This window comes from Pirellulales bacterium (genome assembly GCA_019636335.1).
In the GTDB taxonomy this organism is placed as follows: Bacteria; Planctomycetota; Planctomycetia; order Pirellulales; family JAEUIK01; genus JAHBXR01.
On record JAHBXR010000002.1, the window covers coordinates 245,014 to 262,782 of the forward strand.

The 17,769-nt window shown below is 63.8% G+C and carries 14 protein-coding genes; 10 read left to right on the forward strand and 4 right to left on the reverse strand.

Features of this window, described 5'->3' with window-relative positions; translation table 11 throughout:
- Positions 1-201: 201 nt before the first annotated feature.
- The 8 genes from KF708_03180 to KF708_03215 are packed head-to-tail and all read left to right on the forward strand — an operon-like array spanning position 202 to position 7,192.
- Entirely contained in the window at positions 202-1,434 is a 1,233-nt protein-coding gene (locus KF708_03180) for a type II/IV secretion system protein (GenBank protein MBX3411698.1), read from the forward strand.
- Positions 1,431-2,495: a type II secretion system F family protein gene (locus KF708_03185; GenBank protein MBX3411699.1), complete on the forward strand. Its 1,065-nt coding sequence runs from the start codon at positions 1,431-1,433 to the stop codon at positions 2,493-2,495. The genes KF708_03180 and KF708_03185 overlap by 4 nt, the downstream gene beginning before the upstream one ends.
- Entirely contained in the window at positions 2,492-3,511 is a 1,020-nt protein-coding gene (locus KF708_03190; GenBank protein MBX3411700.1) for a type II secretion system F family protein, read from the forward strand. The genes KF708_03185 and KF708_03190 overlap by 4 nt, the downstream gene beginning before the upstream one ends.
- A gap of 19 nt (positions 3,512-3,530) precedes the next feature.
- Positions 3,531-4,814 carry a type II secretion system F family protein gene (locus KF708_03195; GenBank protein ID MBX3411701.1) on the forward strand — a complete coding sequence of 428 codons (1,284 nt, stop codon included), beginning with the start codon at positions 3,531-3,533 and terminating at the stop codon, positions 4,812-4,814.
- Entirely contained in the window at positions 4,811-5,269 is a 459-nt protein-coding gene (locus KF708_03200) for a hypothetical protein (protein MBX3411702.1), read from the forward strand. Before KF708_03195 ends, KF708_03200 begins: the two co-directional genes overlap by 4 nt.
- Positions 5,266-5,859: a prepilin-type N-terminal cleavage/methylation domain-containing protein gene (locus KF708_03205; GenBank protein ID MBX3411703.1), complete on the forward strand. Its 594-nt coding sequence runs from the start codon at positions 5,266-5,268 to the stop codon at positions 5,857-5,859. The genes KF708_03200 and KF708_03205 overlap by 4 nt, the downstream gene beginning before the upstream one ends.
- On the forward strand, positions 5,856-6,290 hold the full coding sequence (locus KF708_03210; protein MBX3411704.1) for a hypothetical protein: 435 nt from the start codon (positions 5,856-5,858) through the stop codon (positions 6,288-6,290). The genes KF708_03205 and KF708_03210 overlap by 4 nt, the downstream gene beginning before the upstream one ends.
- Entirely contained in the window at positions 6,287-7,192 is a 906-nt protein-coding gene (locus KF708_03215; GenBank protein MBX3411705.1) for a DUF1559 domain-containing protein, read from the forward strand. The genes KF708_03210 and KF708_03215 overlap by 4 nt, the downstream gene beginning before the upstream one ends.
- A gap of 52 nt (positions 7,193-7,244) precedes the next feature.
- On the opposite strand, the gene KF708_03220 is transcribed toward KF708_03215, so the two are convergent.
- Entirely contained in the window at positions 7,245-7,994 is a 750-nt protein-coding gene (locus KF708_03220) for a sigma-70 family RNA polymerase sigma factor (GenBank protein MBX3411706.1), read from the reverse strand.
- Between the two features lie 82 nt (positions 7,995-8,076).
- Between KF708_03220 and KF708_03225 the strand changes: the two genes are divergently transcribed.
- Entirely contained in the window at positions 8,077-11,148 is a 3,072-nt protein-coding gene (locus KF708_03225) for a serine/threonine protein kinase (GenBank protein ID MBX3411707.1), read from the forward strand.
- 61 nt (positions 11,149-11,209) lie between these two features.
- Here the strand turns inward: KF708_03225 and KF708_03230 are convergent, their stop codons facing one another.
- Positions 11,210-12,406 carry a hypothetical protein gene (locus KF708_03230; protein MBX3411708.1) on the reverse strand — a complete coding sequence of 399 codons (1,197 nt, stop codon included), beginning with the start codon at positions 12,404-12,406 and terminating at the stop codon, positions 11,210-11,212.
- Positions 12,393-12,902: a hypothetical protein gene (locus tag KF708_03235; protein MBX3411709.1), complete on the reverse strand. Its 510-nt coding sequence runs from the start codon at positions 12,900-12,902 to the stop codon at positions 12,393-12,395. Before KF708_03235 ends, KF708_03230 begins: the two co-directional genes overlap by 14 nt.
- Between KF708_03235 and KF708_03240 the strand changes: the two genes are divergently transcribed.
- Positions 12,901-15,567: a hypothetical protein gene (locus KF708_03240; GenBank protein MBX3411710.1), complete on the forward strand. Its 2,667-nt coding sequence runs from the start codon at positions 12,901-12,903 to the stop codon at positions 15,565-15,567. The genes KF708_03235 and KF708_03240 overlap by 2 nt on opposite strands.
- A 453-nt stretch (positions 15,568-16,020) precedes the next feature.
- On the opposite strand, the gene KF708_03245 is transcribed toward KF708_03240, so the two are convergent.
- A complete protein-coding gene (locus KF708_03245; GenBank protein MBX3411711.1) occupies positions 16,021-17,436 on the reverse strand; it encodes a PhoPQ-activated pathogenicity protein in 1,416 nt (471 codons plus the stop codon).
- Between the last annotated feature and the right edge of the window lie 333 nt (positions 17,437-17,769).

The window sequence follows — 17,769 nt, forward strand, 5'->3', positions numbered from 1 at the left end:
ACCTGCGTGGGGGACGTCGGACTGCCGCCGACGACAGTCGGTATCTACAGGTTATCCGACTCGGTTACGACGCGTAAGAATTTTCTTGCTTTCACAACTCCGAACCGAGATAATCTGCGGCGCTGCGGCTTTTCAGAGGCAAGTCGCGGCCTTTTCATAAACGGAACAGAGTATCTTGTCGCCGTTCGCAGCAGGGTTGCGATGTTGCGGCATTCGGCCATCGCACATTTCTTGGCTGATGTTGCGCCGACCAAGGGCGCATCTGGGGCTTTTTCTCCGGAGCTGGTCGACCGCGCGCTGTCGGCGGCGTGCGAAGTCGGGGCCAGCGATCTGCATCTTCAACCCACGGCGGAGGGTCTCGAGCTGCGCTGGCGCGTCGACGGCGTGCTGCAATCGGTCGGTGTCTTGCCCGCCGCGATGGCCCCCAATTTCGTCGCGCGGTTGAAGGTCCTGGCCGATCTGTTGACCTACCGCACCGACGCGCCGCAGGAGGGGCGTTTGCGCGGGGTGCCTGGTCTGGAAAACGTCGAGATGCGGCTCAGCACGTTTCCCACGCTGCACGGCGAAAAAGGGGTCGTGCGCTTCTTTGGAGCGCGGCGCAGCTATCAGCGCCTGGCCGATCTTGGTTTGCCCGCGGAGATTGCCGCGCGGCTGGCCGAACTGCTGAATGAAACCTCCGGCGCCCTACTGGTCACGGGACCGGCGGGGGGTGGCAAGACGACCACGCTCTACGCCTGCCTGCGCGAACTGGCCGCGTCCAGCGGTGGCATGCGCAGCCTGGCTTCGCTCGAGGACCCGATCGAAGTCGAAGTTCCCGGCGTGGCGCAATCGCAGACTAACGACAAGGCAGGCTTCGATCTGGCCACGGGGCTGCGCTTTCTCTTGCGCCAAGACCCCGAGGTGATCTTGGTGGGCGAGATCCGAGATCGAGTCACCGCGGAGGTGGCCTTTCAGGCCGCACTGACAGGGCATCTCGTGCTCAGCAGCTTTCATGCAGGCAGCGCCGCCGGCGCCATCAGTCGTTTGAGTGACATGGGCATCGAGCCCTACCTGCTGCGCAGCGGAGTGCTGGCCATTCTCTGCCAGCGACTGGTACGGCGCCTGTGCGACTGCGCCCGACCGAACGAATCGGCCGACGAACTGCTCGGGCTGCGGGTGAGCGGGGCGCGGCTGCCGGTTGGATGCGACGCTTGCCGCGGCACGGGCTACGCCGGGCGGATGGTGCTGGCCGAGATGCTGACCATCGATCGGAATGCCCTGGCCCGCGCGGTGTTGTCGCGCACGGACGCCGCGCAGCTCGACGAGCTGGCCGTGGCCGGGGGCATGGTATCACGCTGGCAACGAGCGTGCGACGCGGTCGAAGCAGGGCTCACCAGTCCGGCCGAAGTGCGTCGCGTATTGGGTTTTTCCGAACCGGGGAGATCGGCGCCATGAGCATACCGCAGCCGAAACCGCGCGAGGCCACGCTCGCGGAACTGGGCCTGTTGTGCGACGAGATCGCCGCGCTGTCGCGCGCCGGGGTGCCGCTCGAAGGGGGCCTGGCCGGGCTGGCGAGCGATCTGCCCGGTCGCATGGGACGCTTCGCCGGCAAGGTGGCCGAGCAATTGAAAACCGGGAAGAGCCTGCCCGATGCCATCGCCGCCACCGGTACGGAGATGCCGAGCTATTTTCGCGCCGTGATCGAGGCCGGCCTGCGTAGCGGGCGCTTGTCGGCGGCGCTCGAAGGGGTGGCCGGTTCGTTGCGACGGCTGGCCGATCTGCGACGCGGTGTCGGCGCGGCGCTCGTGTATCCGCTGGTGGTAATGTTGCTGGCCTATGCCACGCTCGTCTTTCTGGCGGTGTACATCCTGCCGATGTTCCTGCTCACCAACCGCAGCTTCGACATCCAGGGGCCGTGGTTCGTGGCCGCGCTGGTAAGGCTAGGACAGACGCCGCAATGGGTGTTGTTGCCCCCGGCGGTGATGCTCGCGGGCTTCGGCCTCTGGTGGTGGAGCACGGGTCGAGCCATCGTCGACGAATCGCGGTGGACGCGCGGGGCGCTCTATTTCTGGCCCGGCCTGCGCCGCGTGCAGCGCGATTCGCGCACGGCGGTCGAGGCGGACATTCTCGCCTTGTTGATCGAGAACGACGTTCCCCTGGCCGACGCGATCGAGTTGGCGGGGGACGCCGCCGGCGATCCGCGCACGCGTCTGGCCGATGCGAAAATTGCCGCGTCGCTGCGACGGGGCGAAAGCCTGGCGTCGGCCTCGGTCGAGGCCGCAGACAGCGCTCCGGTGGTGCGCTGGATGCTGCTGGGCGATCGTCGCGAAACAATCGTGGCGGCGCTGCGACATGCCGCGGCCGGCTATCGCCGCCGCGCGGCCTATCGTGCCGAGTTGGTGCGCATCTGGTTTCCCTTCGCGGTTACCCTCTTCGTGGGCGGTGGAACCGTGCTGGCGGTTGGGCTGGCGCTGTTCGTCCCCTTTGCGCACTTCATGCAAGGACTGGCCCAATGATGAACGAGCGCGCCTGGGATGCCGGACTGGAGGTCGCCGGACTGACGGGGGCGGGGCTGCCGCTGGCGGCAGGACTGCGCGCTTACGCGGCCGAGACCGGTTCGCGCCGCGTCCGCCGTGCCGTCGAGAATGTCTGCGACAAGCTCGAGGCGGGCGAACCGCTCGACGCGGCGCTGCGCTCGCAGAATTCATTGTTTCCGTCACATATTCGCGCCTTGATCACCGCGGCTGCGGAGACGGGGCAACTCGAAGACACCCTGAGTAGGCTGCTCCAACTGCGAACGGCCACACAAGCTCTGCGTCGTACCGCTTGGGCGGGACTTGTCTACCCGCTCGTCTTGGTCGGCCTCTCGACCGTGGTGGTCATCTTTGTGCAGTCATTCGTGGGCGTGACCGCCGCTGAGCTGATCGAGGAGTTCGATGCGGAAGTTCCCGTGTTTACGGGCTTCTATACGACGCTTTATAGCCGAGGTCCGTGGCCTGTGCTGTTGGGATTGGTCCTGTTGGCAGGCTTGTTCGGCCTGGTGCGGTTGGCCATCGGGAGCGCACGTTGGCGTTGGTTGTTCGATCGAGTGCCTTTCGTCGGACCGTTGTGGCGTTACGCGTCGCTGGCCGAGATCGCACGGCTTGTAGGCTTGCTGATCGAACGGAAGGTGCCACTCGACCGCTGTCTCGCGCTGGCAGCCGAAGCGACCGACGACGCCGATCTGGCACGGGGTTGCCGCCGATTGTCCATCGAAGTCGCTGCTGGAGAGGCTTTTTCCGTGGCAATTTCGCGGCAGCGCCGCTTTCCCGCGACCCTGGCAACACTGATCCAGTGGGGTGAACGTCATGCGGCCCTGGGTGAAGCGCTCGACACGGCGGCCGAGATCTTCGGTGGACGCGCGCAAGGCCAGCTTTCACTCGTGCGGCTGGCGGTGCCTCCTATCGTCTTTCTCTTCGTGGCGATTGCCATGGCCAGCGCGATGACGGCATGTCTCGAACCCTTGATGAGAATCACTACGGCACTTTCTTGAGATCGGCTTGGGGTCGAACATGATCGAAACCTTCGTGCAGGTTGCGGCGGGACTAGCATGCCTGGCATTCGCCGCCGCGGTGCCGGGCGTTCCGGTGCTGATTGTCTGGTTGCGGCGGCACGCGGACGATGATCGCGCACTCGACCTGAGTGACCAATTGCTCTCCGGGTATCTGTTCGGCCTGTTCCTCTTGAGCTTGTTGGTGACCGCCGCGCTCGTCCTGCCGTTCTTTCCCTTCTCGATCTTGATCATTGCCCTGGGCTTGTTCGTGGGCGCCATGACGATCGCCGAGCGGTATGCCGCGCAACGCGTGGTATTCGTGCGAGCGCTGGCGGCTGCGGCCGAGCGCGGAATTCCACTGGCGCCACTGGCTCGGGCCATGGCGCGCGAGTCGGGGCTGATCTATCGTCGACGGCTGCGACGTTTCGCCCAGCATCTCGAGTCGGGGGCGACACTGCTCGATGCCGCGCAAGCGGTGCCCCGACTTCTGCCGGATGCCGCCCTGGTGGCGGTGGTCACCGGAACGCTGAGCGGGAATCTCGCCCTCCCGCTGCGCGAGGTCGCCGATGCACATGCGTTCGAGCGCCCCGTTTGGCGCGGCGTGGCGATGGGGGCGGTCTACCTGTTCGCGCTGCTGGCGCTGGCCTTTCTCTACATGCAGGGAATGGTGGCCTTCATTTTTCCGAAGTTCCACCAGATCGCCGAAGATTTCGATATGCCAGTGACGACGACCTGGAATTGGCTACCGAACGCCGCACACTCGACCGGAGTCCTCGTGACGAGCATGCTGGCATTTCTCCTGCTCGCGGGGCTCTTCTTTCTGTCGCTACTCCTTTCGCTGGGCGTGGTTCGCTGGTCTTTTGGCCCCTTGGCCCGTTTGCGACGGCGCATCGACATGGCACTCGTGATGCGGTCGCTGGCAGCGATGGCCGAGGCACACCGTCCCTTTGGGCCCTTGCTGGAAGCTCTTGCTACCGGCTTTCCCTCTGCCTGGGCACGGCCACGGCTGGAAAATGCCGCCCGGCAGGTCGCCATCGGCGGCGACTGGTGTGTGGCCCTGCAATCGCAGGGCCTACTCGGAGCCTCGGACGCCGCCGCGCTTCAAGCTGGCGAGCGCGTGGGGAACTTGCCTTGGGTCATGCGCGAGCTGGCCGCGAGTGGTGAACGGCGCTTTGTCTACCGTGTTGCCGCCTTGGGGCAAGTCTTGCTGCCGATCGCCGTCATCGTGTGTGGGCTGGTCGTGTTGTCGATCGTCATCGTGTGTTTCCAACCGCTGGTCGAGATGATCGGGAGCCTGACATGAACCAACACAAGCGGGGGGCGATGCTGTTCGAAGCCTTGGTGTCGACCGCCGTGCTGGGAACGGCGCTCGCGATCACGGCGCAACTCTCGGGCCTGGCTCACGTGCAGCAACGCAGCGCCGAGCGCCGGGGCGTGGCGCTGGCCGAGGCTGCAAATCTCATGGAGCGTGCCGCGGCCTTGCCAGCCGACCAGATCGCGCCCGAATTCGTGACGGAATGGAAACTCTCGGACATCGCCGTGAGCCGCCTGCCCGAGGCGCGCCTGGCGGTCTCGGTCGTCGATGAGCCGGGCGAGGTATCGGCACGGCGGCTTTCGGTCGAGATTCGCTGGCGCAATCGCGCCGGACAAGACGACGCGCCGGTCCGACTGACGAGTTGGTTCTACCCGACGACGGGTGGAGCTGCGGCGACGGAAACCTCTCCTGCGGAGACGCCACCCGAGGAGGCGACCCCATGATCGCTCTGGCAACACAACGGCGAGTGGTGCGGCGCGGCACGACCCTGATCGAGATGGTCGTGTCGATTGCCATCATCAGCGCCATCTTCGGCGTCGCGGCCACCTTGTTCGGCTTCCTGCTCACGGGCCGCGGCGATGGACGCCGTACGCTCGAACAACAGATCGTCGAAGGCCGACTCGTCGAGCAGTTCCGCCGCGACGTGCATGAAGCAACCCACGCCGAAGCATTCGACCAAGAGGGATCGCCTCGTCTCAAGTTGACGCAAGCGGACGAGCGGACCGTGGAGTATCGCTACGAGCAGGGAGAACTCGCCCGGCGCGAAACGCAGGCCGGGAAGCCCGTGCGACTCGAAAACTATGGACTCCCACGGGAGAGCGCCGTTCGCTTTGCTCTCGAGCCAAGTGGAGACCGCACCTTGGTGCGACTCGAATGGACCGAAGAGTCGGCTTCCCGCGGAATGCCGTCGGCCGGGACCTCCGCCGCGCAGCGGCACGAAGTGATCGCGCTGGTGGGACGCAACATCGTGGCTCCGATTCGCGCGGCGGCGAATGCGTCGGAGCCTTCCGAGCCGATGGGAGAAGCACCATGACACGACGAAACAATCCCCGGCACGCCTGGCAAGGCCATCGAGGGGGCGTCATGATCGTCGTACTGCTGATTCTCGTGCTCTGCGTGGCGCTGGGTACACGCTTGGCGAACAACGTCGCCAGCGGCCGCAAGGTGGCGCGCACGGAGCAACAAGAACTGCAGGTCGATTGGCTGGCCGATTCGGGCGTGCGCCGCGCGGCCGAGCGATTGGCGAGCGATGCTGCATATCTCGGCGAAACTTGGCACGTTGCGGCATCGTCGCTGGGGGGCGCCGACGAGGCCGTCGTGAGCATTCGAGTAGCGCCCCACGACGCGCAGCCGCTCGAGCGAAACATCGTCGTCACCGCGGACTATCCGGCCGGAAAGCCACAGCGCGTGCGGCGCACCAGGGAAATCAAACTTCAACTCACCGAGCAGGGAGAGCAGCCATGAATCGACGTCGACCGAACGCCTTCACGCTCGTCGAGCTGTTGGTAGTGATCGCCATCATCGGCATTCTGATCGCCATGTTGTTGCCGGCGGTTCAGGCGGCGCGCGAGGCGGCACGCAGGAGCTCGTGCGCCAACAACCTCGTCCAATTGAGCATCGCTCTGCAGAACTATGACAACGCGTTCGAGACATTGCCTCCCGGCACGATCAATGCCGAGGGATCGATCCGCAACAAGCCCGACGGTTATCATTTCGGCTGGATCACGCGCCTTCTGCCATACGTCGAGCAGCCGGCGGCGTATCAACACCTCGACTTCAACGTGAGCGTCTACGACGACAAGAACCTGCCCGTGCGCCAGTTGAATCTCGCGCTATTGCGCTGTCCTTCTTCGGGGCGCTACTGGCCCGAGAAGAACACGATTGTGCAAACGGCCTATTCCGCCTGCCATAACGATGTCGAGGCGCCGATCGATGTCTCGAACAACGGCGCGTTCATTTTGAACCGCGCGCTGCGCTACGACGACATGCTCGACGGCAGCTCGAACACGCTCTTTTTGGGCGAGCATCTGCCCGATCCTCGCGATCTGGGTTGGGCCTCGGGCACGCGGGCCACTCTGCGCAACACCGGCAAGGTGATCAACGCCACCGAAGTGCCCGAGGAAGCGTACCAGGCGATGTACCGCGGAGGCGTGGCAGACGAAACTGAGGAAGAAGATTCCGCCGAAGGTGAGCAGCCGGACGGGGATCTCTACGTCGGAGGGTTCGGCAGCGAGCATCGCGGCGGCGCCAACTTCGGCCTGGGCGATGGCTCGGTCCGCTTTCTATCGGAGTCGATCGACCAGGCGACGTACCGGCAACTCGGCAACCGCAGCGACGGAGAGTTGATGAAGGACTGGGACGACTAATATCATTGAACGCCAAGCTGCGAATGTACAGCCGGAGAGACGGTGGCTAGAGCTAGATGGGCAACACACGAAACAGCCCTGTGTTTTGAAGCTTCCGTCGGAGACGATGCAGTCGCACACGGAGCAGCGCGGGATCGATTTCCAAAACAGCAGCGGCTTCGGCTGTTGTAAAACCTTGCAGCCGCAGTTCAATAAGTTGTCGCTCAATCACGGGCAATCGCTGCAGCATGCGCGATAATTCTTCTTGGCGCGAGGCGACTTCAGCCGGTGTTTCCCCGCGGCGCGCGGCGCAATGTGTCAGGCAAGTGACCAATTGACTGGCCTGTGGCGAGCCCTGCCGCGCAGCTAATTCGTGGCGGAGGCTGCGCCATTGCCGTGCAACCTTGCGCTTGACAAGGACGAGCGCCAGGGCGGCCAATTGATTGGGCGTCGAGACGTTGAAGCGCCGATGGCGCAGTCCCAGCAGAAGCGTGCGATAGACTGATTGCGCCACATCGACCGAGTCGAGATAGGGACGCAGTTTCGGCCCTAGAAAGCGTCTCGCGGATCGCCGAACCAGCCGTTCGTAGCGGACCACCAACTCTGTCGTGGCGCGTTCGTCGCCTTGCCGCACTCGCGCGACCAATTCCCCGAAGTCGTTCACCGGCGGCACCCATTTGACCCTAGTGAAACCCGAACACTGCGGCATGCGGTGTTGCGCGTTTCGCCGTGGTTTTGAGGACAGAAGCAAAAGTTCGCAGCGCACAAGACGGCGCGTGACACGGCGCCACGCCCGCGTGATTATAATCGAATCGCGATCCAAGGTGGCGCGCCCACTGCGGTCGTCCGAGATACGCGTTTCAGGTGAATTTCCATCCGGCAAACGTCTCAGGGGGCAAACCGATATGGCTGGCAAGACCCTGCATGATTTGGCCGACCGAGCGCAAGTCCGCGCGTTGTGCGATGAGTTCGAGCAACGCCTGACCGCGGGAGAATCGCTGCGCGTCGAAGAGTTCTTGGCCGGCCGGCTCGCCGTCGGCGACGATCGCGAGACGTTGCTCGACCTGATCTACGCGGAGTTCGCGGCACGATTGGAGCAGCAGAAGACCAGCCTCCGGGCTGAATTGCTGGCCCGGTTCCCGTCCCTTGCTTCGGTCTTGCAGGCCCAATTCGAAGTTCACGAACTCGTCGAAGGTATCGCCGCCGACCTGAATGACGATGACACCACCGGCAGCGCCGCAATCGTTGACGGCCATGACTCGCTGGCGATGTCCGCTACGGCCCTCGACGGCTATGAGCTTCTGGCGGAAGTCGGGCGTGGCGCTACCGGCGTGGTCTACAAAGCGAGGCACACCAAGCTGGGCCGCACGGTCGCCGTGAAAACGTTGCTGGCGGGCGAGTTTGCCGACGCCGAAGTCCACAAACGCCTGGCGATCGAAGCGCGGGCGATCGCCCGCGTCGTCCATCCCAACGTGGTCCAGCTTTATGAGGCGGGGCAGCGAGACGGGCTGCCCTACCTCGCGTTGGAATATGTCGCAGGGCGAACGCTGGCCGATCGGTTGGCCGACGGCCCTGCTCCACCAGCGGAGGCAGCCTCGCTCGTGGAAACGGTCGCCCGCGGCGTGCATGCCGCGCACGAACAGGGCATCCTGCACCGCGATCTCAAGCCGGCCAACATCCTGCTGGCGCCCGACGGACAACCCAAGATCACCGACTTCGGACTGGCCAAGCTTTTGTCCGAACGAGGAGTCTGCACGGCGACCGGCGCGCTGTTGGGCACGCCTGCCTACATGGCGCCGGAGCAGGCATCCGGCGCGCTGGTGGCCGAGGCGCCCACCGCGCTCAGCGATGCGCTTGGACCGCCGACCGACATCTACGCATTGGGGGCCATTCTCTACGAGTTGCTCACTGGTCGCCCGCCGTTCGTGGCGGAAACCGCCTGGGAAACGCTGCGGCAACTGGAAGGCTTCGAGCCAGTGCCGCCGCGCCGGCTTCGCCCGTCGGTGCCGATCGATCTAGAGACGATTTGCCTCAAGTGCCTGGAAAAGAAGCCCGCTCAGCGCTATGCGACGGCCGCCGCGCTGGCCGACGATCTCAGCCGCTTTCGCGCAGGCCGTCCCATCACCGCGCGGCCGGTTCGCGCGCACGAGCGGCTCTGGAAGCTCGCGCGCCGCCGGCCGGCCTTGGCCACGTTGACCCTCTCGCTGATCCTCGTGTTCGTCACAGGCTTCCTGGGCGTCGTATGGCAATGGCGGCGGGCCGAAGCCCAGCGCGAACGGACGGTCTCCGGCCTGGCCGACGCATTCAACGCCGTGCAAGAGCTCTCCTATGTCAGCCACGAACGCCGCCGCCCTTGGACGGTCAACGACCGCTCTTCGATCCGGCTCGTGCGCGAACGCATGCTGCTGCACTACGAGCGCGTGATCGAGCAATGTGCCGGCGAGCCCCGGCTACGCGCGGAGTTTGCCTCGGCGCTGGCGAGCGGCGCAAGACTGCACGGATTGCTGGGCAACAATGAAGCCAGAGTCGCTTTGGGCCGGCGCGCACTCGACGAATTGAACCTTTTCTCCGAGCGCGAACGTCGTGCTGTGCCCAACCGACTTACCGAGGCATTGGCGTGGCGCGTCATAGCCATCGGGTTGAATGTGCAAGATCGTCGCCTGGGCGCGGACGAGATCCATCGCGCTCGCGAAATTCTGCGCGCCGTGCTTCGAGAGGCTCCCACGCACGTGGATGCTTGGGTTCAATTGACGATCGTGTGCGGGAGCTATGACAAATGGGAATTCGACGTCGAGGTCCAGCTCGCCGCCGCGCAAGAAGGCCTGGCGGCCGTCGAACGACTCGGCGGCTTGGAGCCGCTCCTGCCCGGCGACCTCGAGCGCCGCGCTAAATTTCTGGCCAAGCAGTCGAACTGCGAGTTCGAGCTGCGGCGCTGGGCCGACGCCATGGAATCCGCGCGGCGGTGTTGTGACGCATGGCGCGAGCTGTTGCAGAACGGGGAGGCCTCGCTCTCCTATCAACAGGAGACCTGCCAGGCCCTGGTGCAGTTGGCCCGCCTGCAACTGCGCAACCAGCAGCGCGATGCGGCGCGCCAGTCACTTGACCTGTTGGTGCCGATGACTCAGAAGTTGATCGTGCCCCTCGACGATGGCGCCCGAGACCAAGTGCCGCCGTCCGCCCAGCCGTTCGACGAGCTCTCGGACGTCGATGAGTCGGTGACTCTGGACGTGGTCGCTCAGACCGTCGATCTGTGTCAGGCCTTCGGTGAAACGGAGATTGCCGCGGACCTTGCGCTTCATTCGATCGCGATCGCTGATCGTTGGACTTCCGTTCATGCCGCCACGCCGAAGCTCCGCTACCGACTGGCGCGCGTGCGGCGCAAGCTTGCCGGGACATTCATCAACGCCGAGCGTTTCGAGGACGCCTTGGAGCAGTTGCGCTGGGCGGAGGCGGAACTCGAGTTGCTGGAACGAGAACGCAGCTTCTCCGTGGCGAGCGAACTGCTGGCATGCGAGGACGGACTGGGCCACGCCTATCGCGCGCTCAACCAACTTCCCCGCGCGCTGGCCTGCTTTCAGAAACAAGAAACGCTGGCCGCGGCGTTCCTCGAACGAGAGGAATCGTCGACAGACACGATTCTGCGCCTGCATGCGCAAAGCCTGTATCAGCAGGGAGACGTGCTGAGGAAAATGTGGAGGCTGGCGGACGCCGCCGAGCGCTACCTGCTCGCGTGCGACGCGCTGCGCCGCACGCACGCAGCGCAACCTTTCGATGTCCTGACACAACAGCAGTTCGCCGAAGCGCTCTACTTCGCGGGCGATCTGCTGTGGCGCAAGGATCGCGAGCGTGCCAAGGCTCTCCTCGTGGAGGCGATCGACGAGTACGACGACTTCGTGGACGAGCAGCGCGACCGCGATGGTTATCGCGACCACCTCCTCAAGGCCCGGCGGCGACTGGCCGAGCAAAACGCCCCGTAGGGTAGCTCGGGGGCGGTGGGCGTCGCGATGAAATCACGCTTGGCGCCCAACGGAGAAAGCCTCATCCAATCTGCCGCCGGCGAGTGCGGTGCCGCCACCTCATGAGCCCCACGCCAGCGACGATGCTTCCCCATCCGGCTATCGATAGAGTGCCGGCCTCGGGAACCAGCACGCTTGCCACCGCGATGCCCGATCGACCGTCGGCCAGCCAATAGTTGAAAGCCACCTGGTTGTGATCGTTCAAGCCACGGCGCGAGAACCCGAAATCGGTGATTTGCGAGCCGAACAAGGAATCGCCGGTCGCGATTACCCGGTCAGCAACCGGGTCGGAGCCGGTGAACAGCCCCTTTCCGCCTCCATCCAGGTCGGCTTGAAACACCACCGTGCCCAGATTGTTTAAAGCCGGCGAAAAGTCGAACCAAGCATACGGGCCATTTACGTCGGCAACCACCGTTGCGGCGCCGAACGGGTCGACTCGAAGAATGGCTAACGTTCCCGACACGATTCCGCCCGCGATAGCAACTGCGCCCGAGTCGTTGATGTCGGGCGATCCTGCAAAACTGGAAATTCCAGCACCCGAGCTGATCAGGGTCGTGGTGCTGCCGCTGTTCCAGAGATGGACGGCGCTCGAGGTCGCATAGGCCACCGTATTGGCATTGTTGATCGTGGGACTGCCATTCTGCGTACCTGAGAAGACAGGAACCGGCGGTCCTCCGTTTCCCACGAACATGGCCGAGCCCCCCGCATCGAGCGCCCCCCTGAAAACGACACTGCCCACGTTGTTCAGGTCGGGCACTCCGAAATCGTTCAAGAACGGAGGGGCGATGGGGCCGTCGGTGTCGATGACCGTCATCAGCGGCCCACCGTTCCCAACGTAGGCGCCTTGAACTCCAGAGGTTTGCTGCGCCTTGAAAAGGACGTTTCCCGCATCGTTAATGTCTGCGGAATTGGACAATTGACTGAACGTCGCTCCAAGGGCGGCAATCGTAGTCGTGGGACCACCTGTGCCCACGTAGAGCGTGCGGGGCGCCCCGCCCGGTCCGCTGGCGACAAAGGCGATCTGCCCGTGGTTATTCAGCGATGGATTCGATGAAAAACTGGTGAAGCCGTCGGGGGCGGTCTCGTAAAGACTTGTAAAGGTCACCAGGGTGGCCTTGGCGGGTTGCTGCGCGAGCAGACATGCAATCACAAACCCGATCAGGCCGCAGACGCGTGAACTCGCGGCGCCCCAGCTTCGACCAGCTTCAAAATACGGCATGAACGGGCTCCTGAACAAAACGAAACGCCTTCCGATGCCCGGCGCAGGGGACAGGCGCAATATTGGTAATGCCACCTGGATAGGCAAAGCGCAACAAAAATTTGGGGGGAATTGGTTTTTTGTGAGATGGTGACCGCGAAGAACCAAACTGCCGCGCTCCGCCCACTGCAGAAACGCGCACCCGTAAGACGAAGGCGTGGTGGCAAAGCTTGACCATGCGTTCATCGCCGTAAGTTCGACTTGGCGATTCCGGAGCATTCTGCGCCGAATCTGGCCGCACTTTTTCTTTCTTCAACTCGCTACGGCATTTGGGCTTGTGGCGAAGGCCGCGTTTTGTGCGATTTTTCTGTTGCGCAGCTTCCCCGAAATTGGCATTAGCCGGGGCAGAGACGCGAAGCTGCGCGTCATTCCGCTTGCAACGTTGCCTCGCCGGCGACTTCTTGCACGAAGCACTGTCATCAAAAAGCACCGTCACACCGCCCCGAAGACAATCCATGGCATCAACTCGTAACACGCGTTCCCGCGCTCGGTGGTGGAAGAACGTTCGACAATCGAATCAACTCGCGGGGCCGCGGTCTCCGCAATCGAAGGAAGTCGAACGTCTCGAATCGCGACAATTGCTGTCGATCGGCGCCGCGCTGGTCGCCGACATCAACCCCGGCACGGCAGCGGCGTCACCGACCCAGGCCGTCGAAATGAACGGCTGGGCCTATTTCGCGGCCACCAGATCGGGCACCGGCGTGGAACTCTGGAGGACCGATGGCACGAGTGACGGGACCGAACTGGTCAAGGATATTCGACCCGGCGCCACGGGGTCGTCGCCGGCGGGGCTGGTGAACGTCAACGGTACGCTCTACTTCACCGCCGACGACGGCAACGGCGTCGAACTGTGGAAGAGCGACGGGACCGAGGCCGGCACCGTGCGCGTCAAGGACATCAATCCCGGAACCGCTAGTTCCAGTCCCGGCAACCTGACGAATGTGGGGGGGACACTCTTCTTCACCGCCATCGTTACAACCGATGGCGCCAACGACCGGGAGCTTTGGAAGAGCGACGGGACCGAGACCGGCACGGTGCGCGTCAAAGACATCAATCCCGGAACCGCTAGTTCCAGTCCCGACAATCTGATGAATGTGGAGGGGGTACTCTTCTTCACCGCCGTCGTCACCGCCGATGATGGCGCCAACGACCTGGAGCTTTGGAAGAGCGATGGGACCGAGACCGGAACGGTGCTTGTCAAGGACATTAATCCTGGAATTGCTAGTTCCAATCCTAGCAACCTGACGAAAGTGGGAGGAATCCTCTACTTCAGCGCCAACAACGGCACGAACGGCACCGAACTGTGGAAGAGCGACGGGACCGAAGACGGTACCGTGATGGTCAAGGACATTAACCCCGGCGGCGGCACCATTTTTAGGGGTTTGACCAGTTTCAACGGCAAGCTCATGTTCGGCGTGGAGCGCGGCGCCGATGGCGCAGAGGCGCTGGAACTCTGGAGCAGCGACGGGACCGAGGATGGAACGGTGCTGATTCGAGACAAGCTCACCTCTGCGAGCGGCGTTACTTCACTTGGGTTCATACCCAGGCCGTCCGTAGTCATCGACGAAACCCTCTACTTTGCCGCTAGCGATGGAGTGGACGGCGCCGAAGGATCTTTTCAACTCTGGAAGAGTGATGGGACTGCGGCCGGAACCACGATGGTCACGTCTGTACAAGGGGGCGTTCTTCCCGGCGAACTGACGAACGTCAATGGCACGCTCTTCTTCACCGACTGGAATTCGTTCTTTACCAACTTCAATGCGAACAACAACCCCCTGTGGCGAAGCGACGGCACCGCCGGTGGGACCGCGCTGGTCAGTGATCTCACGTTCGTTCGCGGCACTCTCCTAGCCTCGCAGCTTTCGAACGTCAATGGCGCGCTCTACTTTACGTCGAGGGCACCCGCGGTCGGCTCCGAGTTGTGGCGCGTCGATGGCCCGCCGGCCCCGGTAGGGGCAGGGGGGCCGTACCTGATCGGCGAGGGGCAACGCCTCGTTCTAAATGCCGCCGTCGGGGGCACGACCGGCGAAGCCCTTTTCTCCTGGGACCTCAATGGCGACAACATCTTCGGTGACGCGACGGGGGCGACCGCCATCGTCACTTGGGATGAGTTGCTCGCGCTAGGCATCCAGGACGGGCCGTCGTCGTACCCGGTCACGCTCCGTGTCACCGACGATCTCGGCACGACGGAGACGCAGACGTCGCTCGCGGTGGCCAATATTCCCCCGCTGGTCAGCCTCGTCGGGTCGTCTACTGCCAAGATCGATGGCGAGCAGACGTTTACACTCGTCGCCACGGATTCCGCGCCCGAGGACCAGGCGGCCGATTTCACCTTCGAGATCGACTGGGATGGTGATGGAACGTACGACGAGACCATCGTCGGTCCCAGTGGCATCCAGGTGACACGGACCTTTACGGACACGACGCGAACGATTTGGAACGTGCGCGTGCGCGCGACCGACCGGGACGGCGACGCCGGCCCGATCGCTACGCACCGCATGACCGTGTACGATCTCCAGCAGGCGGGCGATACGGTCACGTGGCGCGGATCGTCGGGCAACGACGCCGTCACGATTACCGAGATCGGCATCGGGGCGATCGAAGTCCACATGTCGCGTTTGGGGGGTGTCGGAATCGATTTGACCGAAACGTTTTTCGGCGTAGCGCGCGTCGTGGCTTTTGGGGACCAAGGCGACGATGTACTGGACGCTTCCGGCCTCAGGGAGATTTCCGCGCGGCTCAACGGGGGGGGCGGCTCGGACTCGTTATATGGGGGCGCCGCCGCGGATACCTTGCTGGGTGATGACGGCCCCGACACCATCTTCGGCGGAGCGGGGGATGATTTCATTCAAGGCGACGGACAAGAAGGTGGGAGCCGAGATGTTCTGCGCGGCGGCCCCGGCAACGACACCATCTACGGCGACGGCGCCGAAGGCGATAGGGGGGCAACGACTACATTTTCGGCGATGAGGGAGACGACGTGCTCGACGGCGCCGAGGGCAACGATCGGATCTTCGGCGGCCCCGGCAACGACACGCTCCTCGGCGGAAATAGCAACGACACGCTCAGCGGCGACGAGGGAGATGATCTACTCAGCGGAGACGAAAATAATGACTCGCTGATGGGGGGCGCCGGTCGCGACCTGCTGTTCGGATTTGGTGGGGCCGACACCCTAGAAGGAGGTTCCGGCGAAGATCTGCTCGTCTCCGGTTACATCGGCTTCGGCCTGCCCATCGTTCCCGTCTCTACCATTATGCCCATCCAAGCGGAATGGCTTTCTCCCAACAGCTACGAGGAGCGCGTCGCGCACCTCACCGGCACTCCTGGTGGGTTGAATAACGGGACAAATCTGATCCCTAGAGTTACTGTCTTCAACGACATGGAAGTCGACCTGCTGATCGGTGGGCCAGACCTCGACTGGTACCTCTATACCTTGTTCGATGACATGCTCGACGACCATGAGTCGGACGAAGAGGCGACCAACGTGATTGGGTTTCCACAGCACTAGCGCATTGACGCAGTGCGACCCACGATCATCCACGCGCCAGGGTTCAGCGGCCAGCAAGTAACCGGCCCTACTTGCCGGCGCCGACCGGTTCCCCCTGTTCGACTTCGGCGAGCGGGGCATCCTTCGTGCCCACGATTTGCACGTTTGTCGACAGGTAGTACTTCATGTTCGTCGGAGCGCGGAAGACCGACTCGCCGAACATGGCGGCGTAGCCTTCCTCGGGCACGTCGAGCGAGTAACGGTACTCGCCGTCGACCCATTCCGTCGGATACGACTTCCATTCGGCCTCGCGGAAGTCGCGCGTCGGGGCCGTGGCGACCCAGGCGACGACCTGCTCCGGTGCGAGATCGCTCTTCACCTTCAAGTGCAGCTTGTCGTCGGCTTCCTTGTTCTCCCAGCTCAATTGCGGGAACTTCAGACGCCCGGCGGCCTTCTCGTGGAAGGCGCCGATCGTGCCCAGCAAGCGGCCGAAGTCATTCACGCCGTGCCCATTGTTCGGCACGTAGAGGATGTACTTCTCGCCCTCGAGATCGTTCCAGTACAGGTTCAACGCATCGAGCGTCCAGTAGCGGTCGTTCGTGCCGTTGACGATGAGCTTGGGCTGCTTGAGGTCGTCGCGGTAGCTGTAGGGATCGACCATCTTGTTCAGAGCGATGCCGCGCTCGGTCTCGGCCTGCGACTGGATACCGCGGCGCGTGTAGTCCTCGATCTGCTCGGAGTACTTGCCCCACGACTCGAGCTGGTGCTTCATCTGCGGGCCCATGTTCAGCGTGTCGATCACGATCGGAGCGATCGCCGTGGCGCGCGGATCGGCCGCGCCGGTGAGCCAGGTGGTCCAGCCGCGCTTCGAGGCGCCGGTGACGGTGAAGTGCTCGATCGGCAGGTTCCATTCCTTGGCCGAGAATTCCTGCACGGCGTCCATCGCCTTGACGGCGCTCTTCACCATGGGGAAGAGGAGTGGCCATTCGGCGTCCCCCGACTGGAGATACTGCTCGAACGTGTAGGAGATGATTTCATCCTCGACCATGCCGTCGAAGATCGGCTGCTGCGGCACGTGCGAAAGGATGGCGACCGGGGTCTTCAGCTTTTCGACCAGCCCCGCCAACACCTGGGCCTCGCCGGGCAGTTTGCCGTTCTCTTCCGTGGGGGGGGCCGCCAGCGCTTCCTTCCAGTCGCCCCCCGAGATGAGGATCAGCGCCTGCTTCGATTCAGAAGGCTGCGACGGGCGGAAGATGAAGAGTTGATGCTTCCAGGGAATGTCGCGCCAGGTTTGCGAGGTGAGCGTCAGCTCGGCGACTTCGACGTTGCCCAACTTCTTGGTCTGACGTTGGACCCAGCCGTAGGTGTCGTCCTTCTTTTCCACGTAGTTCTTGAGCGCGGCCGTGGGATCGCTCTTCGAGGGGGCTTCGGCCAGGGCCGGAGCCGTCAGCGAGAGGGTGGCGAGCAACAGCCACAGCGTCAGCTTTTTCATCGACACGTTCACAAAGGGCTCCTCGAAAGAACTATGCGGGAGAAGGCGGGTTAGCCTGGCGCGGCCTTCCCCGGGCCGGGCCAAAGAAGCGGGGAAAACAACATCGTAGACCGCCCCGCGCGGGCCAGCAACCACCAGGGCCAGGTGTGACTGGCCAGCAGGTCGTACCGATGCCCGAGGGGCGAAGTTTCAGCCTTTTCTGGGGGCACGACGGCCGTGACGGTAAGCGCGCCAATCGTTCGCGCCGGTGCGCACCCCGCGGCAGTCCACTTCCGCGATCGACGGCTCGCCCGATAGAATCGCGGCTTCTCCACCGCGCCCCCCGCGGTCGGTTTCGTCGCATGT